Consider the following 24,811-nt stretch of genomic DNA (forward strand, 5'->3'; position numbering starts at 1 on the left):
CGTTCAAGCCGAACTTGCTTCGTTACGGCTTTGGCGTGGCAGGAAAAGCTTGCCACGCCAAAGCCTCCACTACGCAAGTCGGCTTAACTCAGGTGTTAGCGCTCAACTGGAGGAAACGATGGGTGACTGGCAAAACATCATGAGTATGGACGGGTCTTACGCCCCTTGGGATTCACCAGGCTGGGCCGATGACGCCCCCAAAACTCGACACAGACCCTCTGGTGTGGAGCGAAGCTCGATTCCAGTGTTTGAGACTCTCCAAGAGGCAGCTGCTTGGGCGCGGAGCAATCCGGGAAGATCCATCTCGAGAGATCCCAGCGGCGATGGATTCGTCGCCAAGTAGCCAACGCAAACATCACGGCTTGAGCGCTAACAATTCGTTCAAGCCGAACCCGCTCCGCGGGTCGGCTTAATTCGAGCGTTAGCCATCAGGGGAAGTGATGAGCGAGTTTATTGTGTCAGGTCCGCATGTGGTACCTGTCTATCGAGGCAGAGTCTCGAGAATCGTCCGATCTGAGGAAGGCGATGCCTTCTTCAAAGCGCACCCTAGCCTTAAGGCGAGAAACGGCTGCTACATTTTCGCGATGAGATCCGGGGGCGGGATCACCCCAATCTATGTAGGCAAGGCGACAAAGAGCTTTGATCAAGAGTGCTTCACTTCCCACAAGCTCGGAAAGTGCAATCAGATATTGGCCGACTACGCTAAAGGAACTTTGGTTTTGTTTCTTTTCGAATCACCACAGGGAAAAAAAGCGCCGACATACCAGATTGACTTGCTTGAGAATTTCCTTATTCAGTCGGCGCTTTCCGTCAACGAAGATTTGCTCAACATAAAAAAAACCAAACAAGAGAAATGGAGCATTCGCGGAATAATTCGGTCAAGTGCCGGCAAGCGCAGCCAATCAGCCAAGTCCGCCTCCAGCATGCTCGGCTTGTGATGGCTAACAGTTCATTCAAGCCGATGCCGCTTCGCGGCACGGCTTAATTCAAGCGTTAGGCCTCTCGGAGGAGCCACCCGTTGAACCGCTGCCTTCCCAGCCCCCCATTGTGAGGTGACTAGTTCTTGTTATTCTCACCAAGCATGATAATCGTACTGTTCAGATGCCATTGGCGGGTTAGGAGCTGCTTTCGGTGAACATCGAGCTTATTGTCCCGCTTGTCTTACTGGCATTGATAGATAGCACTAGCTTCGGCACGTTGCTGATTCCTTTGTTCCTGATGTTGGCCCCCGGTCGTCCGCGCCCGGGTAGGATCTTGTTGTTCCTAGCCACGGTGGCCGCTTTCTATCTGCTGTTGGGGATTGCGTTGCTAGTCGGAGCGTCGTCGCTTTCCGACACGTTGAGGGCGATGGAAACCTCACAGCCTTTACTGGTCACTCAGTTGATCGTCGGTGTCGGGCTGATGGCGCTCGGCACACTAATGGAGCCTTGGACAGAATCGGGCAAGGAACGTCGCCTCGCCCGCCGCGCAGAAAAGCTGGCCCGCTCAGGGCCGAGCCTACAAAACCGGATGCGTGAGCGTGCGATCGATGCTTCGGCCCCTGTCGGCACGATCATCGTATTAGCGCTGATCGCTAGCCTCGTCGAGGCAGCTTCGATGGTCCCGTACCTGGCCGCAATTGGTTTTTTGACCGCATCGGAGTTGTCGCTGGCTGGACGCGCTGCTGTGCTGTTCGGCTATTGTCTGGTGATGATCGCACCAGCTTTGCTGTTACTGGCGGCGCGGCTCTTTCTGCATGATCGTATTGCGCCTACCTTGAAAAGGCTGGAGGCGTTTCTGTCGCGCCATGCAAACGGGATGATAGCTTGGGTGATATTCTTGGTCGGCTTGTACTTGACAAGCACAAGCTTGAGTGAACTCGGTTGGGTTTAAAGTTATGTGTCTTCGCCCGCTTAAGTAGATTGGGTTTAGTGTGCTGAATCGTCTAACGGCTCGTTCAATCCAACAGCGCAGTTCCAGCTTGGTAGTTGCATCGGCTGAGCGGCCGTCGTGGTTCCGGCTTTGAGGCCTAACAATTCATTCAAGCCGAAGCCGCTTCGTTACGCAAACCACATGGCAGGTAAAGCTTGCCATGTGCTTCGCTCCACTGCGCGTCTCGGCTTAACTCTAGCGTTAGGCCTTGTTTCCCGCACTGTTGTTGAGGGGTTCCAGACAATCTGTAGCGCCTCGCTGATCCGCAGCGTTTGCACCTCGCACGCGCAGTGCGGGCGTCGGCAGTCAGCCCTGCAACAATTCGGCTTCGGACAGGCGCGACTCTCCGCAAGATTCGACCCGTCGCGTCGGCTTCGGGCAGTGCGCGGTGAAAGTTCTTGGCCGCACGACTTGATCTTCTAGGCTCCGCTCGCGCCACGTGCCAGGTCAAGCTCTCCAGCAAGACTTGTTGTACTGTTCGGCTCAGGGGTTGGGCTGTCGCGGGCCGGGCGTAAGTGCCGGGCAGCGGCGGCCTAACAAGTCGTTCAAGCCGAATCCGCTTCGTTACGCAAAACACATGGCAGGTAAAGCTTGCCATGTGTTTCGCTTCACTACGCTGCTCGGCTTAACTCTGGTGTTAGACCGCTATGAAGGTTTTCGGATTCTCATGTATCGCTCTGGTCTTGCTCATTGTTGGTTGCGCGACCAGCAATGAGCCGAGCGTCGCAAGGAATGAGTGCGACGTATCATGGGTCGGAGATAGTTCACTTTCTTCGCAAAGAGCATGCGCCCTACGTGCACTAGCAGAACGTTGCGTGATATCTGATCGATGTCAAATACAATGCGAGGCGAAAGGTGGCTTGCCAAATATTGGTGGCGGTTGCGCCCACGTCTGCCAAGGCGGAGGCGCGGCACAGACTGACGATGACATGGCAAATAACGGCGGGCCCTATGACACTCCTGAGTCGATCGCTTGTTACAACCAGCAACGGTAGCGGCCTAACAAGTCGTTCAAGCCGAAGCCGCTTCGTTACGCAAACCACATGGCAGGTATAGCTTGCCATGTGCTTCACTCCACTACGCGTCTCGGCTTAACTCTGGTGTTAGGGCGCAGGGATAGATCCGAAGGGGCCGGATGCTCGATCTCGTAACCACATCGTTCTACATCAAGTCGCCGGCTTTCGATAAGGCCGCGTTTGAGCACCACTCTTCTGAGCTTTTCGACGAGTGGGAGGCGCAAGTAGAAGCTCACCTGCTGTTACCGGACTACGCCCTCACGCTTGTGCTTGAAGAAGGCTCCATTAAGGGCCGGGCTAAGATCGGCGCTTACGCGGCCGCCTTATACTTTGGCATCGGAGCATACGGAGACTTCATGTCTGGTCTCGGAACCGTCCGAGATCAAGCCGTCTATGTCAGCAACATCTTGTTTGAGCAGGCAAAGAGCGAGTTTTCCTGTAGTAGTGAGCGCGGCAACACAAAGCGTACCGGTGGAGAAATCATCTACTTGCAGCGCATCTTCGAGCGGGTGCAGGCGGGCGTCCTCACCCCGGACCAGGCAATCCAAGACGTGAGAGCCCGCTGGGGCGAGGAGGCTGTGTCTTCTCCGGGCTTCATGCACGAGCTAGCGGCCAACTTGGAAGCCGCGCCCAGATTCCCTGAGCAGCTTTCGTTGTCCGATGAGTCATGGCCTGACTGCCCTGACCTTGAGTCGCTGGGTAAAGAGCCCGGCCCCAAACTGCCTCGCCCTCCCGACCCGCCCATACCGCAGCACTATCGGATCGAAATATGGCGGCCCGGCAGGGGCGAGAAGAAGAAGCTCAAGCTCACCAAGGTGCGGTAGCCTTGCGCCCTAACAATTCATTCAAGCCGACGCCGCTTCGCGGCGCGGCTTAATTCTGGTGTTAGGCCTTGCATCCCGCACTGTTGTTGCCGGGTTCCAGGCATTCTGCAGCGCCTCGCTTATCCGCAGCGTTTGTACCTCGCGCGCGCGGTGCAGGCATTGGTAGTCAGCCCTGCAGAACCTCGGCTCCGGACAGGCGCGACTCTCCGCAAGATTCGACCGGCCGGGTCGGCTTCGGGCGAGGGCGTAGTGAGAGTTCTTGGTCGCGCGAGTCGCTGGTTCTGGCTTCGGCCCCGGCAAGTGCCAGCCTCAGGCCGTTCAGTCAGACATGTTGTACTGTTCGGCTCAGGGGTTGGGCTGTCGCAGGGGCGGGCGCAAGCTCGGCGTGCGGCGGCCTAACAAGTCGTTCAAGCCGAAGCCGCTTCGTTACGCAAAACACATGGCAGGTAAAGCTTGCCATGTGTTTCGCTCCACTACGCGTCTCGGCTTAACTCTGGCGTTAGCCGCTGTGAGAGAGAGAGCTGCGTGGAAACCATTAGCTTCGACGATTTCCTGAAAGTTGAGCTGCGCGTTGGCCGGGTCGTAAGCGCGTCGGTGTTTGCGGAAGCGCGAAAGCCCGCCTATGTCTTGCACGTGGACTTCGGCAAGAACCTTGGCGTCAAGAAGTCCAGCGCACAGATCACGGCGCTCTACCGACCTGAGGAGCTTGTCGGCAAGCTGGTGGTAGCCGTCGTCAACTTCCCTCGCAAGCAAGTAGGCCCTTTAATGTCCGAGTGTCTGGTGACCGGGTTCCATAATGAGCAGGGGGAGGTCGCGCTCTGCGTGCCCGATCAGGCAGTTCCACTTGGTACGAGGCTGCTGTAGTGGCGGCTAACAAGTCATTCAAGCCGATGCCGCTTCGCGGCACGGCTTAATTCTAGTGTTAGGCGGCTATGGCAGGACTTCTCTACACCGCAGCAGTTTTCGCCGTAGCACTCGGCGCGGCCCACTCTGTCCTCGGCGAGCGGTACATTCTCACCCGCCTGTTTCACCGCAGTGATCTGCCAAAATTGTTCGGCAGCGCTGAATTCACGACCCGAACGTTGCGCTTCGCCTGGCACATCACCACCGTTGCGTGGTTCGGCTTTGCTGCGCTGTTGGTGCATGCCGGTCGCGGCGACCTCACAGTGTCCGGCATGCTCCAAATCATCGGTCTCACCTTCGTTGCGTCCGGGGTCCTGCCGTTGCTCCTCACCCGAGGCAAGCATTTGTCGTGGCTGGTACTGTTCGTTATCGGCGGCATTGCACTCTGGTGCGCCGCCTAACGATTCATTCAAGCCGATGCCGCTTCGCGGCACGGCTTAATTCTGGTGTTAGGCCGCATATGACACGTCATGGCTAATCTGATCGTTACACGCGCCATAGCTGCGAGAGCTCGTATCAAACGAGATCACTTGGGCGAAGCTCGGGCGACCGACGCGCCGCTTGGCAATTGGTACGTTACGTTCCTGCCAATGGCAGAGCGAAACGCCTTTGTGTATATGAGTAGTCGCACTCAGCTGAGCTTCCTCATGCTGGAGGGAGAGCGTCTCACGCCCGAAAAGCTGTTCATAAGCCTGGTTCGGGGCATTTCCCTAGTGCTTGAGCTCGCTGGTTATCCGGAGCATGTGCGGGAGCGAGTGATGAATGGGTATCGTTCTGTCGCATTTGCGCGAGCGTCTGACCTTTCCAAGCTCGGCGTGCTGACCAACTGCGCACTCGACTATGAGAGCTTCATTGAACAAGATGGTGGCTTGAACCGCTGCAGTCTTGACCGGTTGGTAATCGACATGAATTCCCGGCCCGCCAAGAAGCTAGGATTCAGTACGCCGCTTGAAGAGACCGCAAAGGCACTTGGCGTGCGGCCTAACAAATCATTCAAGCCGATGCCGCTTCGCGGCACGGCTTAATTCTGGTGTTAGGTGCCACGAGACACTGCTCACCGCTCATCCATTCTACAGACGGCTACAGTCATGAAATTTCATCTGCTTATTCCGGCGCTCATCTGCGTAGCACTACCATCCACCGCCTTCTCCCAGTCATGGGTGAGACTTGCCACAGCCCCGAGCAGTACGGTCTTCTACTACGACGCAGACTCTGTAAAGCCAAATGAGGATAGAACCGCGGTCTCCATCCTGACGATGGCAGACCATAGAAATGATGCGTCTATCTCAAAAGACTTTACGGAAGTGCTGTTCAAGGTCAACTGCCAGAACTTGAACGTAAGCCAGATCCATACATACAAATACAATGCTGGCCCCAAGGATGAAGAGCGGAACTATGTAAATCCGTATGATCGGATCTATTACGCGCCAGAACGCGGAAGCATCGAGGACAGGGTCTTAGATGTTGCATGCGCCCTCTAATGCACTATGAGCGACCTTAAACTAGCTACTTCAATTATCAAGAGCGGCCGCATAACTGGGCAGGACACTGTATTCATCGATGAAGCGCTGTCAAAAGCACAGGCCAGCTCAATCTCAATAGATGAAATTGACATTGTTCTCGACTACATCGACCTGCAGTTGGCGAATAACTCCGTTAGTCAATCGACTCGACAAGCACTTGAGCACTTGTATGGCGGTCTTCGACAAGGTCGGGTTGGCACCTAACAATTCATTCAAGCCGAAGCCGCTTCGCGGCTCGGCTTAATTCAGGTGTTAGGCGGCATGACGGACTTACTACGAGTTGATGACTTCAGATGCCACGACCAGCATTTGGTTCATGTGCTGCCGGGGCGTGAGCGCGAAGCCACCTGCTTTGCACGCCAACTCCTAAATCAAGGGGTGCCTGCGGGGCTCTTCATTCGAGGAGAGGATGTTACGGACTGGGGGTTTCTTGAAGATGCGACCGGAGTTGAGCATTTCGAGTTCGTAGACTTCTCGAAAACTCTCTCTTGCACAAAGCTATTGCCAATCAGCCACGCTAAGTATCTCCGCATAGTCGGCCGGAAGCTCTCTATAGATTTCACGATCTTCACATCGTTACAGACGATTTGCTATCAATGGCACCCCGAATCTTCAGGACTCGAGTCCTTGGATGCGCTAAAAAGTGCGTATCTTTATGAAATTGGCAGCGCCAAGAACGCTAGCCCATTCCCATTGCCGCCAAGCGTTGAGACGCTGCAGTTAGTGAGGTATTTCGCCGAGTCTATTGACTTTATTCACGATATGAATCACTTGGTTGACCTGGAAATAATATACGCGCGAAACCTGCGGGCGTTACCCCCACTGCGGTCCCTTAAACAGTTAGAGCTCAAGAACGTCGGTAGGGACAAGTTCGCATACGACTCAATTCCGGAAAGCGTGGAAGCAATTATCATTGAGGCGTGCGCCCCAGTTCATGACTGGGATTTTGTTCGGAAAATTAGCGGTCTAAAGCGATTGGTCGTTTTCAAGACAAAGTGTGCTGCACCATCTTCCGCTGCCAAGAGTGCATTGAGCCTTGTGCCCCTCCGCGACTTGCCACGTGGAGTAACCTGATGCCGGTGCCGCCTAACAATGCGTTCAAGCCGAAGCCGCTTCGTTCCACCAAGCACATGGCAGATACAGCTTGCCATGTGCTGGGCTCCACTACGCGTCTCGGCTCTTAGGCTAGGGGAAACGAAAGACATAAGGTGTTAGGCCGCACGGGGGGGCTGCATGCCTGGTTCAAAGTTCAGCCTCAGCTTGATTGCGGCGCTGTGGCTGGCGCCGGGGTTGGTGCTGAGCCACCCGGGTGGCCTGAACAGCGAGGGCTGCCACAACAACCGCAAGACCGGCGACTATCACTGCCACCGCGCGCCTGCGGCGCCTCGCCCAGCTCTTCAGCAGAGCGACTTCGCGCCTGCACTCTCCGCTCCGCGCCAGCAGGGCGCTTTCGCCAACTGTGCCGCCGCCCGTGCTGCAGGAGCCGCGCCTGTTCGCCGTGGTGATCCGGGGTATGGTCCGCATCTGGATCGGGACAATGACGGAGTGGGTTGCGAGTAGGGAAATTGCACTGGCTCAGCCCAATCGAAACGAGTATATCTTGACCGGCCGGAGTCGTGCGCTTGTGCTCGAACAGCTTTCAGTCGGCGGTGAACTTGACCGGCATATTGCCCGGCATTTCCCAAAGATCCACGGGCCCTGAGGCGCGGCGCAGGGTTCGCAGGCCACAACCATCTGCCTGGACATGTATCCGCCTTCGGCGGTCCGGCGCCCTGGTCCACCGTCATGTGATCGGGGCGCCCGGTTGCAGCTGCCTGTCAGGTTTTCCCCGCGGCCCTCGTCTGTAGTCGATAACTTGGGCTTTGACGGGGATGGATATGGAAATGGCAGGCATGCGGCGCGGGATGTTCGATTCCGGGCAGGAAGAGCTGCGGTGGACCCGGGTTGGCGCGTGGTGTGCGGCGGGTTGGCGGATCTATCGTGAGGCGCCCGTGCGGATCTTGTTGCTGGCGTTGTCTCCGATCGTCTTTGAGGCGCTTGTCCAGTTGACTCCTTGGGCCGGCATTGTGCTGTCGAAGCTGTTGACGCCGGCGGTATCCGCATGGGTGCTGGTCATGCTGGATTGCAAGCTGCGCCACCACGGGTTTTCGCCGGGGAAGACCGGCCGGCAGACCGTATTGCGCTGGCGCCAGGTCGGGGGGCTGGCGCTGGCGAGCCTGCTGGTGTTCTCCGTCCAGGTGGCGACGGCCGCGCTGATCGGGAGCCCGGCGCAGGCGGGCGCCCTGGCTGCGGGAGACATTGCCGGCATAGGGTTTTCGCAGGTGGAACTGGCCGGCGTCCTTGCGTCAGGGGCGGTTCCCATGCTGTTCCTGTTCTTTGTCGGACCCAGGATGATCCTCGACGGGCTGCGGCTGTGGCCTGCCGTGGTCGAGAACGCGCGCCTGCTCAAGCGATGCTGGCAGCCGATGGTGTTCTACTCGCTGCTGATGGCCCTGATGCTTGCCGGGTTGACCTGGATGCCCTTGCTGCTGCTGGTGTTCCTGCCTGCGGGCCTGTGCATCGGGTATGCGGCGTATCGGGACGTTTTCGACCGTGTGCCGGGAGCCTGAGCGTTGACGTCGACCCCCGATATCGATGTCGCACTGCGCGACCACGGGGCGATGCTGTTCCGCATCGCATCCGGATACACGCGGACAGGCGCTGCGCGCGATGACCTGGTGCAGGACATGTCGGTCGCGCTGTGGAAGGCGCTGCCGGCATACCGCGGCGATGGTCCTTTGAAGGCCTTCGTTGCCCGCATCGCGCAGTTCACCGCGCTCGATCATGTGAGGCGCCGGGTCAGCCGGGTGGATGCCGCCAGCCTCGACGAAGATCTGGAATCGACCGGCATGCGCCCGGACCAGTACGCCGGAGGCGTGCAGGATCGCAACCGCCTGCTTGAGGCGGTGCGTGGCTTGCCCGGAGGCCAGCGGGAATGCGTGCTGCTTGTTCTGGAAGGGTTCGGCAACCGCGAAATCGCCGGAATCCTGGGCGTGGCCGACAACACCGTGGACCAGCGGCTGAGCCGGGCGCGGCAGCAATTGCGAGGCATCCTTGGAGCCGACAATGAACAATGACGACTGGGTTGATCTTGCCGCGCAGTGGAATGCGGCGGACGCGCCCGATCCCGCTGTACTGCGGGCGCGCCTGCGGCGATACCGGTGGCGGAACCGGCTCGGCCTGATGAGCGAGCTGCTGGGTGCACTGGTGGCGCTGGTGCTGTCGGCATGGGCATGGACGCGGCAGCCCGAGTTGCGACCTTGGCTGCTCGTGGCCAGCTTGGTGGTGGTGGCCTGGCAGGTGGGATACCTGCTGATCCGCCAGCGCTATCGCCTGTTCGGCCTGCCCGCCGGCGGGCTTGTGGGCATGATCGACGCGGAGATGCGCCGTGCGAAATTCGTGGTGGCAACGCTGTGGTGCGGTCTCGCCGGCGGTGTGCTGCTGGTCCCGCTGGCATTCCTGACGCTTCCGGCCATCCATCACCCACGCCTGCTCACCGGACTGCTGATTGCCGCCGCAGCCTACGTTCCCTACGCGGTGCTCAGGACCTGGCAGCTGACCCGCCGGGTGGGGAGCCTGCGGGTGGAACGCGACCGGCTTTCGGAATGACCCGCTGCGGCCGGCACCCTCGCCGTGCTCAAGCTGGCCATGTCCCCGCCGCGCCTTGCCGCGCTGGGTCGATACACCATGGCGATCTATATCAGCCACATCTACCTGGTGAAGATCGCCCAGGCCAACAAGTGGTTCGCTTTGCTTCCCCAGCACGGCTTCCCGACCCGCTTCGCCATGGTGATCGTGTGCAGCCTGGCATGCGTGGCCATCGGCATCGCGCTGGGTCGCCTGCTGCCCTTCATCTTCGACTTCAGCTGGCTGTTCCGCCGCCGCGGCCAATTGACGCCCGCAAACGCGTGAGCCGGCGTGGTCCAGGCTTCGGCATGCGCTTGTGCGCGCCTTGGCGCTTCGTTCACGTCCACACGCCGTAGCGTGGCGCATTCAGTCGACAGGGAGTTCGCCGTGCACAGAATGACCGGGAAGCAGCAGTTCATCGGCCTCGTCGCGTGGCTGGCGGCGACGGGCGTTGCCGCCTTCGCCGGCGGCATGGCCTCCCGCCGCGCCGGCGATTTCTACGCGCAGCTGGTGCGGCCGGAATGGGCACCGCCGGGCGACATCTTCGGGCCTGTCTGGACGGTGCTGTACGTGCTCATGGCGGTGGCGGCCTGGCTGGTCTGGCGCATCGGCGGCTTCGGCCATGCGCGCAGCGCGCTGACGCTCTTCCTGGTGCAGCTGGTGGTCAACGCGCTGTGGAGCTGGCTGTTCTTCGCCTGGCAGATGGGCGCCGCCGCGCTGGCCGACATCGCGCTGATGTGGGTGCTGGTGGTGGCGACCATCGCCGCCTTCTGGCGCCACAGCCGGCTGGCCGCGGCGCTGCTCCTGCCCTACCTGGCGTGGATCAGCTTCGCGGCCATGCTCAACCTCAGGCTGTGGCAGACCAATCCCGGCGTGCTTGGCTGAGCCGGCGGGCGTCGGCCGCGCCGCGTGACGCGCTCCCGCATCCCGTCCCACACTGGCAGCCGACCCACTGCCTGGAGATCCATCGATGCACGGACTTGAGCTGCGATCACTGGCGACAAGCGACGGCCAGCTGCGCCTGAGCCTCGAGGACGCCACGCCCGGGGCGCCCGCGGCCGACGAGCTGGTGGTTCGAGTGGAAGCCGCGCCCATCAATCCTTCCGACCTTGGCCTGCTGATCGGACCCGCCGACATGGCGACGGCCAGGGCCGAAGGGACGCCGGAGCAGCCGGTGGTGGTGGCCGACATTCCCCGGCAGCGCATGGGGGCGATCAGGGACCGCCTGGACCAGTCGCTGGCGGTCGGCAACGAGGGTGCCGGCACCGTGGTCGAGGCCGGCGACAACGTGCGCCACTTCCTTGGCCGCAAGGTCGGCATGCTCGGCGGCGGCATGTATGCACAGCTGCGCAGGCTGCCGGCACGCGACTGCATCGTGTTGCCGGAGGGTGTGGACGTGGCGGACGGCGCGTCGATGTTCGTCAATCCGCTGACCGCGCTGGGCTTCACTGAAACCATGAAGGCGGACGGCCACCGCGCGATCGTGCACACCGCCGCGGCATCCAACCTCGGACAGATGCTCAACAGGATCTGCATCAAGGACGGCATCGGGCTGGTCAACATCGTGCGCAGCCAGGCGCAGGTGGACCTCCTGCGCGCGATCGGTGCGCGGCATATCGTCGACAGCACGTCGCCCGGTTTCCCGGCCGAACTCGCGCGGGCCATCCGCGATACCGGCGCCACCATCGCGTTCGACGCGATCGGCGGTGGCACGCTGGCCGGGCAGATCCTGCAGGCGATGGAGGCCTCGGCCGATCGCGGCGCGGGCTACAGCCCCTACGGCTCGAACGCGCGCAAGCAGGTTCATGTCTACGGCAGCCTGGACACCGGCCCGACGGTGCTCAACCGCACGTTCGGCTTCACCTGGAGCGTGGGGGGCTGGCTGCTGTCGCCGTTCCTGCAGAAGGTGGGGCGCGAGGTCGCGGCGCGGATGCGGCAGCGCGTGGCCGACGAGCTCACCACCACCTTCGCAAGCCGCTACACCCGCACCATCAGCCTGCGCGACGCCCTGCAGCTGGACATCCTTCGCGGCTACGAGCGCAAGGCCACGGGCGAGAAGTACCTGATCGACCCGTCGCGCTGAGCGCGCAGCGCGTCCGGCGGGCGTGGCCCCATGTCGGGCCACGCCCGCCATCCTGGCTCAGAACCTGAGTCCCAGGCGCGCGTAGAAGAACCGCCCCGGAAGGTCATAGGTCGCCGCGTCATAGCCGTTGAGCGAGCAGCTCAGGCAGATCGGCGGGTCCTCGCCGGTCAGGTTGTTCACGCCCAGGGTCACGCGCAGGCCGCGCATCCAGGCGTCGCTGTTCCAGGACGCCTGCAGGTCGTGATAGGTGGTCGCGTCCAGGTGGTTGATGTCGTTGGCGCTGTCGTCGCAGATGGCGAAGCCGTTGGCGCCGCCGCAGGACTCGCGCAGGTCATCGATGTGGCGCACGTTCCAGGCGATCGCCCAGGGCCCCCTGCTCCACTGCGTGGACACGTTGCCGGTCCACTCGGGGATGGCGCTGTTGTTCACTTCGATACCGGGCGCGCGCGGCTCGGCCTGCCCGGACTCGTTCACCAGCTCGTACTCGCCGACGAACGTCGCCTTGGCATCGAAGCGCAGCTGGCCCCATCCCCGCTCGGGCAGCAGCCAGCCCAGGCTCAGGTCCCAGCCGTCGGTGCGGATGGTGCCGAGGTTGTCGAGGATGTCGTCGAAGCGGACGATCTGGCCGCGCTCGCTGCGGTCGTAGGACGCGCACGAGAACGGATCGGCATCGAACACGCAGCGGTTGAGGATGACCTGCGCGTCCGGCGCCTGGATGGCGTCCTCGATGGTGTGCTTGTAGAAGGTGAGGCCCAGGTCCATGCGCTCCGACCAGGAGGCGCCGGCCGCGAACGAGGGGCTCCAGACAGCGCCCAGGTTCAGGCTGCGGCTGGTCTCCGGCTGCAGGTCGGCGTTGCCCGAGGTCACCACCGAGATCTGCGAGTTGGTCTGCACGTAATCGGCCGGCACGCCCTGGGCCACGCACTCCGGACGCACGGCGTTGGCCGCGCCGGAGCAGGGATCGACCAGGGTGGCGTCGAAGCGCGACAGCGTGCCGTACAGCTCGCCGATCGACGGTGCGCGGAAGCCCTGCGCGAACGAGCCGCGGAGCACGAACTCCTCCGCCAGCTGCCAGCGCAGCCCCAGCTTGCCGGTGCTTTCGCCGCCGAAGGTGGAGTAGTCGGAGTAGCGGCCGGCGATGCTCATGTCGAGCGCGCTGCCGCGTTCGGCATTGGCCATCAGCGGCACGGCCAGTTCAAGGTAGACCTCGTTGACGTTGTAGTCGCCTGCGGTCGGGCCGGACGGCACGCCGTTGTATTCGCCAGCCACGGTGATCGGGTCGGGCTGGTAGCGGCCTTCGTACTTGCGGTATTCGTAGCCGGCGGCGAAGCCCAGCGGCCCGGCCGGGAGCTCGGCCAGCGACCCGGTGAGGTTGGCGGAGGCCAGGGTGAGGCTGTTCTCGCTCTCGTCGCGCACGACCGGTTGGATGAAGCCGAGCATCTCCGGCGTGATCGTGCCCACGCCGCCGAACACGTCCAGCGGCACGCAGCCGGCAATCCCGGCACAGGCCGTGGGATCGCCCAAGGCTTCGTTGATGCGGCGCAGGTTGTAGCTGCCGAAGTTGGTCTGCTTGGCGCTGCTCTCGCTGCGCACGACGTTGATGTCCCAATCCCAGGGACGCTCGCGCACGCTGAAGCTGCCGTCCAGGCCGGCGGCCACGTACCAGGTCTCCACGTCCTGCTCGTAGCGCCGCGGCCCGCCTTCCACCGGGCGGCGGCCCAGAAGGAACAGGTTGGCGTCGTCGCCCACGGTCGTGAGGTCGAAGCCGAAGGGGTTGTAGGGGTTGAGCGCCGAGATCACCAGGCTGCTTTCGCCCCAGTGGTTGTAGATGCCGGCATCGGTGCCGAGGAAGAACGGCTCCGGCGCGGCCTGGTTCGCCGATTGGCGCTCGTTGTACAGCGCGCGCACGTAGCCGCCGAGGTTGTCGTTGAAGGCGAAGCGCACCTGCCCGAACACGGTCTTCCGCTCCGACGGGGTCAGCAGCAGGTTGTAGGGCGCGAAATTGAAGCGGTCGGCGGTGGCGAAGCAGTGATAGTCGTCGCTGCGGTCGCAGTCCTGGCCGGGCGTGAAGCCTGGATCGCTGACGCCGGTGTCGGGCGTCAGGTCATGCACGAGTCCGGTGTTCGGATCCATGAACACGAAGCGTCCCTGCGGCGTGGCCGAGCTGCCGTTGGACAGCCCGGTGCCGGGCACCGGGACGCTGGCCGGGCCGTACTCCAGCGATGACACCTCTTCCTGCTTGAAGTACGACGCGCCGGCGAACCACTGCACGCGGTCGTTGCCGCCGCCGTAGCCCATGTCGGCGCCCCAGGTGTCGCCACCAAGGTCGTCATAGGTGCCGTAGTGCAGCTCGATGTCGCCGCCCTGCACGTTGCGGCGGGTGATGATGTTGACCACGCCGGCGATGGCGTCGGAGCCGTAGATCGACGAGGCGCCGTCTTCCAGCACCTCGATGCGGTCCACCAGCGACAGCGGGATGGTATTGAGGTCGACCGCCGAGCCCACGCCGGAGCCGGAGGATTCATTGACCCAGCGGATGCCGTCCACCAGCACCAGCACGCGCTTGGGGCCGAGGTGGCGCAGGTCGACCGTGGCCGCGCCCGCGCCAACGCCGCCGCCATCGGGCGGGAAGCCGAAGTTGCCGCTGGAGTTGAATTTGGTGTTGAGCGCCGCGCCGCTGGCGGTCAGGTTCTGGACGACGTCGGCGACCGACTTGAAGCCGCTGCGGTCGATGTCCTCGCGGCTGAGCACCTGCACCGGAACGTGGGTTTCCAGCGCGGACTGCTTGATGCGCGAGCCGGTGACGGTGACCGAATCAAGCGTGATGGCGTCGGGCGCGTCCTGCGCAACAGCGGCGAGGGGGAACGAAAAGGGCAGCGCAGCGCAGACGGCGACTGCGAGAAGGCGACGCGGGGGCATGGCCATGGAGCTCTCCTGGTGGCTGTACGCCGTCCCGTTGCCCCCGTGCCGTCGGCAGCCCACTTGTAAACAGAATGTAAAACGCCGGCAAGCCCCCGGGTTTACCCCAGGGTGCTCAGCCCTGCAGCACCAGGCTCAGCCCCACCGCCACCAGGAACACGGCGAACACCCGGCGCAGCGTCGGACCGCTGATCGCGTGCGCCAGCCGCGTGCCCCAGGGCGCGGCCAGCACCGAGGTCACCGCGACGCCGATCGCGGCCGGCAGATAGATGTAGCCGACCGCACCGGCGGGCAGGCCGCCCGGCGGGGCGTTGAAGGCGTAGCCGAGGGCGCTGCCGATCGCGATCGCCACGCCGCAGGCCGATGAGGTGCCGACCGCGCGCACCGGGCGCACGCCGCGCCACACCAGCAGGGGCACGGTCATGCTGCCGCCACCGATGCCGACCACCGCCGACAGGGCGCCGATGCCGGTGCCGGCCGCGGTCATCGGCAGGCCGGTGGGGACCACGTCGCGGCCGCTGTCGGCGCGCGCGCCGCCGAACGCCATCTGCGCGCCGGCAAGCAGGCAGTACCCGGCCACGATCCAGCGCAGCACGATGCCGTCCAGGCCCACGGCGACCTGGCTGCCGAGCACGCCGCCGATCGCCAGTCCCGGCATCATCCAGGCCACGGTCGGCCACAGCACGCTGCCGCGCCGGTGGTGCGACCACGCCGAGGACAGGGCGGTGAACACGATGCTGGCCATCGAGGTCGCAAGCGCGGCGTGCATCGCCATGTCCACCGGCACGCCCTGCAGCGGCAGCAACCAGGCTAGCGCCGCCACCAGCACCAGGCCGCCGCCGATGCCGAGCAGGCCGGCCAGCACGCCGGCCAGGATGCCGAGCAGCGGGAACATCCAGAACCCTTCGATCACACCGACTCCTTCAGCATGGGCGCCCGGCCCATTCGATATAGTCCCCGCATGCCGCAAGGAAAGCTCGCCATCCTACTGTCCGCGGCGTTTGCGCTGTCGGCTCCGGTCGCAGTGCAGGCGCAGGCGCTGCCCGACGACGATCTTGCACGGCGCGCGCTCACCGCCGCCGAGATCGGCCAGCCGCTGCCGCCCCTGCGCGCGGACCATCCGCTGCAGGGCTGGATCGGCTACGCGCGGCTGCGCCGCGACCTCACCAGCCTGAAGCCCGCGCAGGCGCTCGACTTCCTGGATCGCCATCGTGGCCAGGCCGTGGCCGACACCTTCCGCACGGCGTGGCTGGGCGAGCTGGCGCGGCGCAAGGCCTGGGGTCCGTTCCGCGCGGCCTGGGTGGCCGGGACCGGTTCGGCGGCGCTTGCGTGCAGCGAACTTGAAGCGCGGCTGCGCACCGGTGCAGCCGATGCCGCATGGACGACCGAAGTGCAGCAGCTGTGGCGCGATGCCGGGCGTTCGCAGCCCGATGCCTGCGACCCGGTATTCGATGCCCTGGCCGAACGCGGCGGCTTGGACGACGGCCTGCGCTGGGCGCGCATCGAGACTGCGATCGCCGAGGGTCAGCTCGGTGTGGTGCGCGCCGCCGCGCGCGGCCTCCCTGCCGACGCGCGCCAGCAGGCGGAGGCCTACGCGGCCTATCTTGGCCGAGCCGATGCAAGCGCGGCGGCTTGGCCGAAGAACGCGCGCAGCCGCCTGGCGGCCTCGCACGGCCTGGCCACGCTGGCACGCTCCAATCCCGACGCCGCCGAGGCATTGCTGCCACAGGTGGCGCAGGCGCTGCAGTTCAGCGACGCCGACCGCAACCGCGTGCTTTACCAGGTCGCGCTGTGGACGGTGGCGTCCTACCACGACGGCGGCGCACGGCGCCTGGCGGCGGTGCCTGAAGCCGCCTATGACGCGCGCCTGCACGAATGGCGGGTGCGCGAAGCGATGTCACGCTCCGACTGGCCGGCGGCGCTTGCGGCGATCAAGCGCATGGGCGACGCGCAGCGCGTCGATTCGCGCTGGACCTACTTCGCCGCGCGCCTGCACGAGCTCACCGGCGACCGTGCCGGCGCACGGCCGCTGTATGCCGCGGCGGCGCGCGATGCCGACTTCCATGGCTTCCTTGCCGCCGACCGCATCGACCAGCCGTACGCGCTGTGCCCGCTCGAACACGGTGGCACTGCGGCCGAAAAGGCGGCCGTCGCCGCCGACCCGGCGATGCAGCGTTCGATGGCGCTGTTCCGCATCAACCGCGCGGCCTGGGCGACGCGGGAGTGGCGCGATGCGCTGTCGCGCTTCAGCGACCGGCAGCGGCAGATGGCGGTGGAGATCGCCCAGGCCAACGGCTGGTTCGACCGCGGCGTGTTCGGCCTGGTCAACGCCGGCGGCGAGCGCAAGCCGGACGAGCTGCGGCTGTACACGCTGCGCTTCCCGCTGCACCACGACCTGCTGATCCGCGGCGAGAGCGCGCGCAACCAGCTCGATCCGGCCTGGGTCGCGGCCGAGATCCGCGCCGAGAGCGTGTTCAATCCGCGTGCGCGCTCACCGGCCAATGCCCGCGGGCTGATGCAGGTGCTGCCCGAGACCGGCGCCGGCGTCGCGCGCCGGCTGGGCATGCCGTGGTCGGGCGCGGAGTCGCTGTTCGATCCGGCCACCAACGTCCGCATCGGCACCGCCTACCTGCGCGAGATGAAGGACAAATACACGCTGCCCTACGTCGCCATCGCCGCCTACAACGCCGGCCCCACGCCGACCGCACGCTGGCAGGCCGACCGCCCGGGCATGGACGCCGACTTCTGGATCGAGACCATCACCTACAAGGAAACCCGCGACTACGTGGCGCGGGTGCTCGCCTTCAGCGTGATCTACGACTGGCGCCTGGACGGCAACGCGGTGCCGGTAAGCGACCGCATGCACGGCCGCAGCGGCGCAGTGCGCAAAGCGTTCGCGTGCCCCGCGGCTGTTGCGGGCGCCGCTAAAGCCGCCCCTGCTGTGTCATCGGGGGAGTAGCCGGCATGGAGACGTTTCTCGTTGGCGGGGCGGTGCGGGACCGGCTGCTGGGACTTCCGGCGGGCGACAGGGATTTCGTGGTGGTCGGGAGTACGCCGGAGGCGATGCTGGAGGCCGGCTTCAAGCCCGTAGGGCGCGACTTCCCCGTATTCCTGCACCCCGACACCGGCGACGAGCACGCGCTGGCGCGCACCGAGCGCAAGTCGGCGCGTGGGCACCGCGGCTTCGTGGTGGATGCGCATCCATCGGTGACGCTGGAGGACGACCTCGGGCGCCGCGACTTCACCATCAACGCCATCGCCGAGGGCGGCGACGGTCGCCTGACCGATCCGTACAACGGTGCGCACGACCTCGAGATCCGCGTGCTGCGCCACGTCAGCCCCGCCTTCGCCGAGGACCCGCTGCGCGTGCTGCGCGCGGCGCGGTTCATGGCGCGCTTCGCGGCGCTGGGATTCAGCGTGGCCGACGAGACCCAGGCGCTGATGCGCGACATGGTCGCCGGCGGCGAGCTCGCCGAGCTGGTACCCGAGCGCGTCTGGCAGGAGCTGGTGCGCGCGCTGCGGTCGCCCAAGCCATCGGCCTTCCTGCGCACCCTGCGCGACTGCGGCGCACTGGCCGTGGTCTTGCCCGAAGTCGATGCGCTCTACGGCGTGCCGCAGCGCGCGGAGTACCACCCCGAGATCGACACCGGCGTGCACATCGAGCTGGTGTGCGACATGGCCGCGCAGCTGGCGCCGGGCGATGACGAGGTCGGCTTCGCGGCGCTGGTGCACGACCTCGGCAAGGCGCTGACGCCGGCCGACGAACTGCCCAGGCACATCCAGCACGAGCAGCGCGGCGTGGCCCCCGTGCGCGCGCTGTGCGAGCGGCTGCGGGTACCGGCGGCGCACCGCGACCTCGGCGTGATCACCTGCCGCGAGCACCTCAACGTGCACCGCCTGGCCGAGCTTCGCGACCAGACCGTGCACGACCTGCTCGCGCGCTGCGACGGCTTTCGCAAGCCGGACCGCATCCGCCGCCTGGCGACGGCCTGCGAGGCCGACAAGCGCGGCCGCGCGGGCCTCGCCGGCCTGCCCTATCCGCAGGCGGGGGAACTGGTGCGCCTGCGCGACGCCGCCGCCGCGGTGACCGGCGCCGACATCGTCGACCGGGAACTGGAAGGCCCCGCCTTCGGTGTCGCGCTGCGCGAGGCGCGCATCGCGGCGATCGCGGCCGCGCGCACGCTGCGCAAGGGCGACGTCAGCCCCGGGCGCGGGACAGCAGGCGCGCCTCCAGCCTGAGCAACAGGTCGCGCATCGGCGTCAGCCGCGTGGCCAGGCCGGCGATCACGCCCAGGGTGTTTGCCAGTGCGTCCCAGCGGTCGGGCATGCGGGTTCCGGTCAGCGCACCCTGCCCGTGCTCCAGGCCGATGCCCAGCAGCACCAGGCCCAGGCCCGCGCCAAGCAGGGCTGGCCAGCGCGCAAACAGCTGCACCGCGCTCGCGGCCAGCGCGAAGTAGGCGATGAAGTGATGCAGCTTGTCGCTGCCCGGCGCGTCCGGCAGGTCGGGCGCGGGCATCAGCGAAAACACCACCACCGCGGCGATCGCCAGGCACCACAGCGCGCACCATGCCCATGGATGGCGGAGCGCCTTGAGCGAGCGCCCCACGCGCGGTCGGTTCACAAACGGAAGCTCAGGTCGCCGGCCAGGAACGCGGCCTCGAACGGCACGCCGCGCTCGAAGCCCATGACCTGGAAGCGCTCGCCCATCGCCGTGGGCAGGGTGAGCTGCTGCACCTGGCGGCGCAGTGCGTAGCGCGCGGTCTCGGTCGCTGCGGCTTCTTCCTGTGCCGCCAGCCGCTCCTCCAGGCCGTTGCCGATCAGGAACATGGCCTGGCTGCAGTAGCCGGCGAAGTCGAAGCCGGCGCCGGTACCGGCCTCGGCCAGCGCGGTGAAGTCCACCGATGCGGTGATGTCCTGCAGGCCCACGCGCGCGAATACATCGTCGACCACGTGATGGCGATGGAACGCGCGCAGGGTGCCGCGATCGCGGGTGGCCGCGTAGTACTCGCGGCGCGGATAGCCATAGTCGATGAACAGCATCGCGCCGGCCTGCATCGGGCCCATCACCGCCTGGATCCAGTACGGCAGCTGCGGCAGCAGCTCGGAGCGGTAGCCTTCGGGAAAGGCGCCCTCGTCGCGCTGGCGCTCGACGTGGCGCACGGCCGCGCCCATCAGCGCATCGGCGGGCACTTCGACGATGGCGAAGCCGCCGTCGGCGGCCACCGACACCCCCTCCTCCATCACCTCGCCGCCGCGGATCACGAAGCGCGGGGTGGGCAGCGCGTCGATCACCTCGTTGGCGAACAGCACGCCCTGCCAGGGCTGGTCGAAGGGCCGGTCGAGCCATTCCACCCGCGCGTTCAGCGCCTCGGGCAGCCGCGAGCGCAGCCGCTCGCGCTGGCGCTCGCGCAGGTCGGCGCTGGGTTCGAGGATGGCGTAGCGCGCCGGCAGCGCATCAAGCGTCGCCAGGTGCCTGAGCGCGGCTTCGGCGAAGGCGCCGCTGCCGCCGCCAATCTCGAGGAAGCTGCTGTCCGCGCCCAGCTGGCGCAGCGGCGGCGCGAGCGCTTCGACCACGCATTCGGCGAACAGGCTGCCGAGCTCGGGCGCGGTGACGAAATCGCCGGCGCGCCCGAACTTGGTGCTGCCGGCGCTGTAATAGCCCAGGCCCGGCGCATACAGCGCCAGCTCCATGAAGCGGGAGAACGGGATCGCGCCGCCGGCATCGGCGATCACGGCGTGGATGAGGCCGCGCAGGCGTTCGCTGTGCGTCTGCGCGTCGGGATCAAGCGGGGGAAGGGACATGGGGGATTCCGTTGCGTAACGCGCGACAGGATACGGAACCCGGCGGCGCCGAACGTTATGGTGTCGGTCATGAGTACGCAGCCAGTCATGCCGGGAGGCCATCCCGTTGCGCTTGTCACCGGTGCCGCGCGCCGCCTGGGGGCGACCATCGCGCGCCGCCTGCACGCCGAGGGCTACGACCTGGTGCTGCACTACCGCCACTCAGCCGACGAGGCCTTGGCGCTGGCGGCGGAGCTTGAGTCCGCGCGCGCCGGCAGCGTGCTGGCGCTGCAGGCGGAGCTTGCCGAGTTCGACCGGCTGCCGGAGCTGGTGGCGCGCAGCGTGGGCCGCTTCGGCCGGCTGGATGCCCTGGTCAACAACGCCTCGGCGTTCGCCACCGCCACCTTCGGCGACATCCATCCCGCTCACTGGGACGCGACGATGGCGGTCAACGCCCGCGCGCCCTTCTTCCTCGCCCAGGCGGCGGCGCCGCACCTGCGCGCGGCGGGCGGCGCAATCGTCAATATCTCGGACGTCTATGCGCGCGCGCCGCGCGCCGATCTCGCCGCCTACGTCGCCAGCAAGGGCGCGCTGGAGGCGGCGACCCGCGCGCTGGCCGTCGCGATGGCACCGGAAGTGCGGGTGAATGCGGTGGCGCCGGGCGCGATCCTGTGGCCGGACGAGGGCATCGATCCCGAGCTGCAGGAGCGGCTGCTGGCGATGACCCCGCTGGGCCGCACCGGCACCCCGGAAGAGATCGCCGGCGCGGTGCTGTGGCTGCTGCGCGACGCCGGCTATACGACAGGCAGCGTGCTTGCAGTGGACGGTGGACGCGGTCCGTAGCAGGACAAACACGATGACACGCGTGGACATGCGCGCCGGTCGGGCCGGAGCCTGCAAGCGCAGGCTCCGGCGACATTCGCTTCAGCGCTTGGGCGCGAACGACGTGGCGATGCCGGTGCCGCGGAACGCTTCCGGCACCTCATGCGACATCGCATAGCGGTACAGCACCGCTGAATAGATCCCGGTCAGCGCGGCCTGGTACACGCCCAGCAGCAGCACGCCCACCATGCACACCGCGCCAACCACCACCGCCAGCGCCATCGACGCCTGCGCGGCCAGCACCACCAGCAGCACCGAAACCAGCACCGCGCCGCCGCTAAGCAAGCCGAAAGCCGCGCCGATGCCGACCTGGCCGACCGCGTTCTCACCCCAGGTGCGCCTGAGCAGGGTGACGCTCTGCTTCAGCGCATCGATCGGGCCGACATCGCGGCTGACCAGCACCGGCACCGCCAGGAAAGTGGCCAGCGTCCAGGCAAGCCCCAAGCCGCTGCCGACCAGGCGCACAATGAAATTGTTGTCCTTCGCCTTCATCGACTGCAGCAGCACGCCGACGGTCGCCGCGATCGCTGCATAGCCGAAGATCGCGCCCAGGCGCGAGCGCGCGGCGGCGAAGCCGTCGGCCAGGGTGGGATCGCCGCCGTCCAGGCGGATCATCGCCGCGCCCACCAGCGCGCAGTTGAAGAAAATCATCACGCTGTAGGTGCAGAAGTAGAAGGCGAAGCCAAGCAGCACGCCGCCAACGCTGAGGCCGCTGCTGAACAGGCGCAGGGCAAGCGTGGGCAGCGCGAAGCTCGCCAGCACCAGCAGCGTGGCCAGCCCGGACAGCACCGGGAACAGCATCAGCTCGCGATCCGAGCGCAGCACCGCCGCGCTTGCCTTCACCATCTCCCAGCTGCGCGAGAACTTCTCGAACATGGCCTCTCCCTCCGTCTGCGTGCTGCGCCCCGAAACCGCCGATTGGCCGCTTCGTCCAACGCATGCCCCCATGACGACGCCAGCGCGCGGAGTGTGACCGACCGGACAGGTGCCGTGTCAGTACCGGTTGTCAGCAACGATCACGCGGGAGCATCGCTCTGCACCGGCAGCGTGACTTCATGCATGGCCACGTTGCGCTCGGTCGATGCCGCCCACAGCTCGGCCAACGTGCGCCCGCTGGTCGGCTCGACCACCTCGGGCGCGATCTCGGCCAGCGGCCGCAGCACGAAGGCGTGGCGCAGCTCCCCGCGCGGCAGGCGCAGGTTGCCGGGGCCGCTGCAGACCAGGTCGTCGAACAGCACGATATCGATGTCCAGGGTGCGGTCGCCGAAGCGCGGGCCGCTGCGGTCGCGGCCATGGGCGTCCTCAAGCGCGTGCAGCCAGTGGTTCAAGGCATGCACGTCGAGGTCGCTGTCGATGACGGCGGCGGCGTTGACGAAGTCCGCCCCCTCGAAGCCCACCGCCGGCGTGCGGTAGGCGGCCGACGCGAGGATGTCGCCGAAGCGCGCGCGCAGCGCCGCGAACGCGATCGCGATATGGCGTTCGGGATCGACGTTGCTGCCGAGGCTGAGGCAGGCGATGGGCATGGGCCGCACTCCGTGGGGGCGCTCATGATCGCGCACCGGGCGGCCCGCGCGCGAGCGCCGGGCACACCCGGCGGCGCACGCGACACGGCTTTGCGATCGGGTCGGTTGCGTCGCTCAGTCGGCGGCGGCGACCGGCCCGTCCTCGCGGCGCAGGCGCACCTCCACCGGTGCATCGCTGTGCGCCTGGAACACGCGCAGCCCGAACTCGGGAAGGATCGCCAGCAGGTGGTCGAAGATGTCGCCCTGCACGCCCTCGTAGGCCGCCCAGGCGGTGTCGTTGGTGAAGCAGTAGACCTCCAGCGGCAGGCCGGCCTGGGTGGGATCGAGCTGGCGCACCAGCAGGGTCAGGTCCTGGTGGATGCCCGGGTGGCTGCGCAGGTACTGCAGCACATAGGCGCGGAAGGTGCCGAGGTTGGTCACGCGACGCCGGTTGACCGCCTCGCTGCCGCGCTCGCCCAGGGTCTGGTTCCACGCCTCCAGCTCGCTCGACTTGCCACCAAGATAGTCGTCGAGCAGGCGGAAGCGCCGCAGCCCGGCGATCTCGTCGGCGTCGAGGAAGCGCGTGCTGTGCTGGTCCAGGTAGATCGCGCGCTTGATGCGGCGGCCGCCAGCTTCGGTCATGCCGCGCCAGTTCTTGAACGAGTCCGAGATCAGCTTGCGCGTGGGCACCGTGGTGATGGTCTTGTCCCAGTTCTGCACGGTGACCGTGTGCAGGGCGATGTCGATCACGTCGCCGTCGGCGTTCTGGCTGGGCATCTCGATCCAGTCGCCGATGCGCACCCGGCCGTCGCCGCTGATCTGCAGGCTGGCCGCGAACGACAGGATGGTGTCCTGGAAGATCAGCATCAGCACCGCGCTCGCCGCGCCCAGGCCGGTCAGCACGTGCACCAGGTCCACGCCGGCCAGCAGCGCGACCGAGGCCAGCGCCGCCATCACCAAGGCGATGATCTTCGCGACCTGCAGGTAGCCCTTGATCGGCTTGTTGCGCGCGTCGGGGCGGCGCTCGTAGACCTCGTTGGCGACGTCGAGCGCGTGGCCGAAGGCCAGCGCCACGGTAAAGATCACGAACACCCGGCACAGGCCGGTGATGAAAGCCACGAGCCCCGGCGACAGGTCCGGCACCAGCGCGATGCCGCTGCCGATCACCAGCGCCGGCACCACGTTGGCCAGGCGCGAGACCACGCGCATGCGGCTGATCGAGCCGTTTCCGGCGTGCCCGGCGAGTGCCGCGACGCGCATGAGCACCTGGCGCAGGCCGCGCAGCAGGATCCGCTTCGTCACCAGGTTGGCCAGCCACGCCACCAGCAGCAGCGCCGTCAGGACCAGCAGGGAATAGGCCCAGGGATACGGCGCCAGCGTCTCGCGCAGGGCTTCAAGTCGAAATTGCATGGAATCTCCAGAGTGGGCGGATCAGCCGGCCCGGCGGCGCTCGATGACCACGCCGACCGCGCGCGCACCGCGCACGGCGCCGGGCTTGCCGAGCTTCAATCGTAGCGAATCGACGTTGAACTCCTGCAACACGATCTCCGCGCAGCGCTCGGCCAGCGTCTCCACCAGACCGAAATCCGACTGCGAGACGTACTCGACCAGGCGCTGGCTGACCGCCTTGTAGTTCAGGGTGTCGGCGATGTCGTCGGTGGCCGCGGGCACGCGGTTGTCGAAGCGCATCTCGAGATCGAACACCAGCGTCTGGCGAATGCGCCGCTCCCAGTCGTAGATGCCGATCAGGGCCTCGATCTCGAGGCCTTCGATGAAGACGTGGTCCATGGCGCGCGGTCCG

Annotated in this window: 26 protein-coding genes; 18 read left to right on the forward strand and 8 right to left on the reverse strand. The window is 65.8% G+C overall.

All coding sequences use genetic code 11. From position 1 onward, the window contains the following. Nucleotides 1-440 precede the first annotated feature (440 nt). From WCE37_RS12585 to WCE37_RS12655, 15 genes are all read left to right on the forward strand, one after another. A complete protein-coding gene (locus WCE37_RS12585) occupies nt 441-938 on the forward strand; it encodes a hypothetical protein (RefSeq protein WP_343279668.1) in 498 nt (165 codons plus the stop codon). A 193-nt stretch (nt 939-1,131) separates the two neighbouring features. Further along, the gene (locus WCE37_RS12590; RefSeq protein ID WP_343279669.1) at nt 1,132-1,872 is read left to right on the forward strand and encodes a GAP family protein; all 741 of its coding nucleotides are present in this window, start codon (nt 1,132-1,134) and stop codon (nt 1,870-1,872) included. A 1,174-nt stretch (nt 1,873-3,046) separates the two neighbouring features. Continuing rightward, the gene (locus WCE37_RS12595; RefSeq protein WP_343279670.1) at nt 3,047-3,751 is read left to right on the forward strand and encodes a hypothetical protein; all 705 of its coding nucleotides are present in this window, start codon (nt 3,047-3,049) and stop codon (nt 3,749-3,751) included. A 525-nt stretch (nt 3,752-4,276) separates the two neighbouring features. Beyond that, complete coding sequence (locus WCE37_RS12600; RefSeq protein ID WP_191728689.1) at nt 4,277-4,615, forward strand: tRNA-binding protein; 339 nt, start codon at nt 4,277-4,279, stop codon at nt 4,613-4,615. A gap of 68 nt (nt 4,616-4,683) precedes the next feature. Further along, nucleotides 4,684-5,055 (forward strand): hypothetical protein, encoded by a 372-nt coding sequence (locus WCE37_RS12605; protein ID WP_343279671.1) that lies wholly within the window; start codon nt 4,684-4,686, stop codon nt 5,053-5,055. Nucleotides 5,056-5,124: 69 nt separating this feature from the next. Beyond that, the gene (locus WCE37_RS12610; RefSeq protein WP_343279672.1) at nt 5,125-5,679 is read left to right on the forward strand and encodes a hypothetical protein; all 555 of its coding nucleotides are present in this window, start codon (nt 5,125-5,127) and stop codon (nt 5,677-5,679) included. A 63-nt stretch (nt 5,680-5,742) separates the two neighbouring features. After that, entirely contained in the window at nt 5,743-6,135 is a 393-nt protein-coding gene (locus WCE37_RS12615) for a surface-adhesin E family protein (RefSeq protein WP_343279673.1), read from the forward strand. A gap of 303 nt (nt 6,136-6,438) precedes the next feature. Then, nucleotides 6,439-7,251 carry a hypothetical protein gene (locus tag WCE37_RS12620; RefSeq protein ID WP_343279674.1) on the forward strand — a complete coding sequence of 271 codons (813 nt, stop codon included), beginning with the start codon at nt 6,439-6,441 and terminating at the stop codon, nt 7,249-7,251. Between the two features lie 159 nt (nt 7,252-7,410). Next, complete coding sequence (locus WCE37_RS12625; protein ID WP_343279675.1) at nt 7,411-7,737, forward strand: excalibur calcium-binding domain-containing protein; 327 nt, start codon at nt 7,411-7,413, stop codon at nt 7,735-7,737. A 323-nt stretch (nt 7,738-8,060) separates the two neighbouring features. Then, a complete protein-coding gene (locus WCE37_RS12630) occupies nt 8,061-8,786 on the forward strand; it encodes a hypothetical protein (protein WP_343279676.1) in 726 nt (241 codons plus the stop codon). A 3-nt stretch (nt 8,787-8,789) separates the two neighbouring features. Next, a complete protein-coding gene (locus tag WCE37_RS12635) occupies nt 8,790-9,293 on the forward strand; it encodes a sigma-70 family RNA polymerase sigma factor (RefSeq protein ID WP_343279677.1) in 504 nt (167 codons plus the stop codon). After that, entirely contained in the window at nt 9,283-9,825 is a 543-nt protein-coding gene (locus WCE37_RS12640; protein WP_343279678.1) for a hypothetical protein, read from the forward strand. The genes WCE37_RS12635 and WCE37_RS12640 overlap by 11 nt, the downstream gene beginning before the upstream one ends. Nucleotides 9,826-9,864: 39 nt before the next feature. Beyond that, nucleotides 9,865-10,128, forward strand: a complete 264-nt coding sequence (locus WCE37_RS12645) for a hypothetical protein (RefSeq protein ID WP_343279679.1) — start codon at nt 9,865-9,867, stop codon at nt 10,126-10,128. Nucleotides 10,129-10,239: 111 nt separating this feature from the next. Beyond that, nucleotides 10,240-10,728 (forward strand): TspO/MBR family protein, encoded by a 489-nt coding sequence (locus WCE37_RS12650; protein ID WP_343279680.1) that lies wholly within the window; start codon nt 10,240-10,242, stop codon nt 10,726-10,728. An 85-nt stretch (nt 10,729-10,813) separates the two neighbouring features. Next, the gene (locus WCE37_RS12655) at nt 10,814-11,926 is read left to right on the forward strand and encodes a zinc-binding dehydrogenase (protein WP_343279681.1); all 1,113 of its coding nucleotides are present in this window, start codon (nt 10,814-10,816) and stop codon (nt 11,924-11,926) included. Between the two features lie 57 nt (nt 11,927-11,983). Here WCE37_RS12655 and WCE37_RS12660 read toward each other — a convergent pair whose 3' ends face one another. Together WCE37_RS12660 and WCE37_RS12665 are read right to left on the reverse strand one after the other, a co-directional pair. Beyond that, nucleotides 11,984-14,851, reverse strand: a complete 2,868-nt coding sequence (locus WCE37_RS12660) for a TonB-dependent receptor (RefSeq protein ID WP_343279682.1) — start codon at nt 14,849-14,851, stop codon at nt 11,984-11,986. A gap of 109 nt (nt 14,852-14,960) precedes the next feature. Further along, entirely contained in the window at nt 14,961-15,758 is a 798-nt protein-coding gene (locus tag WCE37_RS12665; protein ID WP_343279683.1) for a sulfite exporter TauE/SafE family protein, read from the reverse strand. Nucleotides 15,759-15,806: 48 nt separating this feature from the next. Here WCE37_RS12665 and WCE37_RS12670 point away from each other — a divergent pair, with 48 nt between their 5' ends. Then, complete coding sequence (locus WCE37_RS12670; RefSeq protein ID WP_343279684.1) at nt 15,807-17,804, forward strand: transglycosylase SLT domain-containing protein; 1,998 nt, start codon at nt 15,807-15,809, stop codon at nt 17,802-17,804. Between the two features lie 5 nt (nt 17,805-17,809). Next, nucleotides 17,810-19,084: a multifunctional CCA addition/repair protein gene (locus tag WCE37_RS12675; protein WP_343279685.1), complete on the forward strand. Its 1,275-nt coding sequence runs from the start codon at nt 17,810-17,812 to the stop codon at nt 19,082-19,084. Here WCE37_RS12675 and WCE37_RS12680 read toward each other — a convergent pair. Beyond that, entirely contained in the window at nt 19,044-19,466 is a 423-nt protein-coding gene (locus WCE37_RS12680) for a VanZ family protein (RefSeq protein ID WP_343254587.1), read from the reverse strand. The genes WCE37_RS12675 and WCE37_RS12680 overlap by 41 nt on opposite strands. Next, nucleotides 19,463-20,647 (reverse strand): SAM-dependent methyltransferase, encoded by a 1,185-nt coding sequence (locus WCE37_RS12685; RefSeq protein WP_343279686.1) that lies wholly within the window; start codon nt 20,645-20,647, stop codon nt 19,463-19,465. Before WCE37_RS12685 ends, WCE37_RS12680 begins: the two co-directional genes overlap by 4 nt. 69 nt (nt 20,648-20,716) lie before the next feature. Between WCE37_RS12685 and WCE37_RS12690 the strand changes: the two genes are divergently transcribed. After that, on the forward strand, nt 20,717-21,469 hold the full coding sequence (locus WCE37_RS12690) for a pteridine reductase (RefSeq protein WP_343279687.1): 753 nt from the start codon (nt 20,717-20,719) through the stop codon (nt 21,467-21,469). A gap of 81 nt (nt 21,470-21,550) precedes the next feature. On the opposite strand, the gene WCE37_RS12695 is transcribed toward WCE37_RS12690, so the two are convergent. From WCE37_RS12695 to folB, 4 genes are all read right to left on the reverse strand, one after another. Further along, a complete protein-coding gene (locus WCE37_RS12695) occupies nt 21,551-22,384 on the reverse strand; it encodes a DUF6159 family protein (RefSeq protein WP_343279688.1) in 834 nt (277 codons plus the stop codon). A gap of 140 nt (nt 22,385-22,524) precedes the next feature. After that, complete coding sequence (gene folK, locus WCE37_RS12700; RefSeq protein ID WP_343279689.1) at nt 22,525-23,031, reverse strand: 2-amino-4-hydroxy-6-hydroxymethyldihydropteridine diphosphokinase; 507 nt, start codon at nt 23,029-23,031, stop codon at nt 22,525-22,527. A gap of 114 nt (nt 23,032-23,145) precedes the next feature. After that, complete coding sequence (locus WCE37_RS12705) at nt 23,146-24,420, reverse strand: mechanosensitive ion channel domain-containing protein (protein ID WP_343279690.1); 1,275 nt, start codon at nt 24,418-24,420, stop codon at nt 23,146-23,148. A gap of 21 nt (nt 24,421-24,441) precedes the next feature. Next, nucleotides 24,442-24,798, reverse strand: a complete 357-nt coding sequence (gene folB / locus WCE37_RS12710) for a dihydroneopterin aldolase (protein WP_343254593.1) — start codon at nt 24,796-24,798, stop codon at nt 24,442-24,444. Nucleotides 24,799-24,811: the final 13 nt, after the last annotated feature.

This window comes from Luteimonas sp. MJ250 (genome assembly GCF_039548455.1).
Taxonomy (GTDB): domain Bacteria; phylum Pseudomonadota; class Gammaproteobacteria; order Xanthomonadales; family Xanthomonadaceae; genus Luteimonas.

Bases quoted from the DNA above. Each gene is read 5' to 3' on its own strand.
- WCE37_RS12610 (WP_343279672.1), top strand. From the start codon at position 5,125: ATGGCTAATCTGATCGTTACACGCGCCATAGCTGCGAGAGCTCGTATC.
- WCE37_RS12650 (WP_343279680.1), top strand. From the start codon at position 10,240: ATGACCGGGAAGCAGCAGTTCATCGGCCTCGTCGCGTGGCTGGCGGCG.
- WCE37_RS12660 (WP_343279682.1), bottom strand. From the start codon at position 14,851: ATGGCCATGCCCCCGCGTCGCCTTCTCGCAGTCGCCGTCTGCGCTGCG.
- WCE37_RS12675 (WP_343279685.1), top strand. From the start codon at position 17,810: ATGGAGACGTTTCTCGTTGGCGGGGCGGTGCGGGACCGGCTGCTGGGA.
- WCE37_RS12620 (WP_343279674.1), top strand. From the start codon at position 6,439: ATGACGGACTTACTACGAGTTGATGACTTCAGATGCCACGACCAGCAT.
- WCE37_RS12605 (WP_343279671.1), top strand. From the start codon at position 4,684: ATGGCAGGACTTCTCTACACCGCAGCAGTTTTCGCCGTAGCACTCGGC.
- WCE37_RS12645 (WP_343279679.1), top strand. From the start codon at position 9,865: ATGTCCCCGCCGCGCCTTGCCGCGCTGGGTCGATACACCATGGCGATC.
- WCE37_RS12615 (WP_343279673.1), top strand. From the start codon at position 5,743: ATGAAATTTCATCTGCTTATTCCGGCGCTCATCTGCGTAGCACTACCA.
- WCE37_RS12705 (WP_343279690.1), bottom strand. From the start codon at position 24,420: ATGCAATTTCGACTTGAAGCCCTGCGCGAGACGCTGGCGCCGTATCCC.
- WCE37_RS12630 (WP_343279676.1), top strand. From the start codon at position 8,061: ATGGCAGGCATGCGGCGCGGGATGTTCGATTCCGGGCAGGAAGAGCTG.
- WCE37_RS12585 (WP_343279668.1), top strand. From the start codon at position 441: ATGAGCGAGTTTATTGTGTCAGGTCCGCATGTGGTACCTGTCTATCGA.
- folB (WP_343254593.1), bottom strand. From the start codon at position 24,798: ATGGACCACGTCTTCATCGAAGGCCTCGAGATCGAGGCCCTGATCGGC.
- WCE37_RS12690 (WP_343279687.1), top strand. From the start codon at position 20,717: ATGAGTACGCAGCCAGTCATGCCGGGAGGCCATCCCGTTGCGCTTGTC.
- folK (WP_343279689.1), bottom strand. From the start codon at position 23,031: ATGCCCATCGCCTGCCTCAGCCTCGGCAGCAACGTCGATCCCGAACGC.
- WCE37_RS12670 (WP_343279684.1), top strand. From the start codon at position 15,807: ATGCCGCAAGGAAAGCTCGCCATCCTACTGTCCGCGGCGTTTGCGCTG.
- WCE37_RS12625 (WP_343279675.1), top strand. From the start codon at position 7,411: ATGCCTGGTTCAAAGTTCAGCCTCAGCTTGATTGCGGCGCTGTGGCTG.
- WCE37_RS12640 (WP_343279678.1), top strand. From the start codon at position 9,283: ATGAACAATGACGACTGGGTTGATCTTGCCGCGCAGTGGAATGCGGCG.
- WCE37_RS12595 (WP_343279670.1), top strand. From the start codon at position 3,047: ATGCTCGATCTCGTAACCACATCGTTCTACATCAAGTCGCCGGCTTTC.
- WCE37_RS12695 (WP_343279688.1), bottom strand. From the start codon at position 22,384: ATGTTCGAGAAGTTCTCGCGCAGCTGGGAGATGGTGAAGGCAAGCGCG.
- WCE37_RS12655 (WP_343279681.1), top strand. From the start codon at position 10,814: ATGCACGGACTTGAGCTGCGATCACTGGCGACAAGCGACGGCCAGCTG.
- WCE37_RS12685 (WP_343279686.1), bottom strand. From the start codon at position 20,647: ATGTCCCTTCCCCCGCTTGATCCCGACGCGCAGACGCACAGCGAACGC.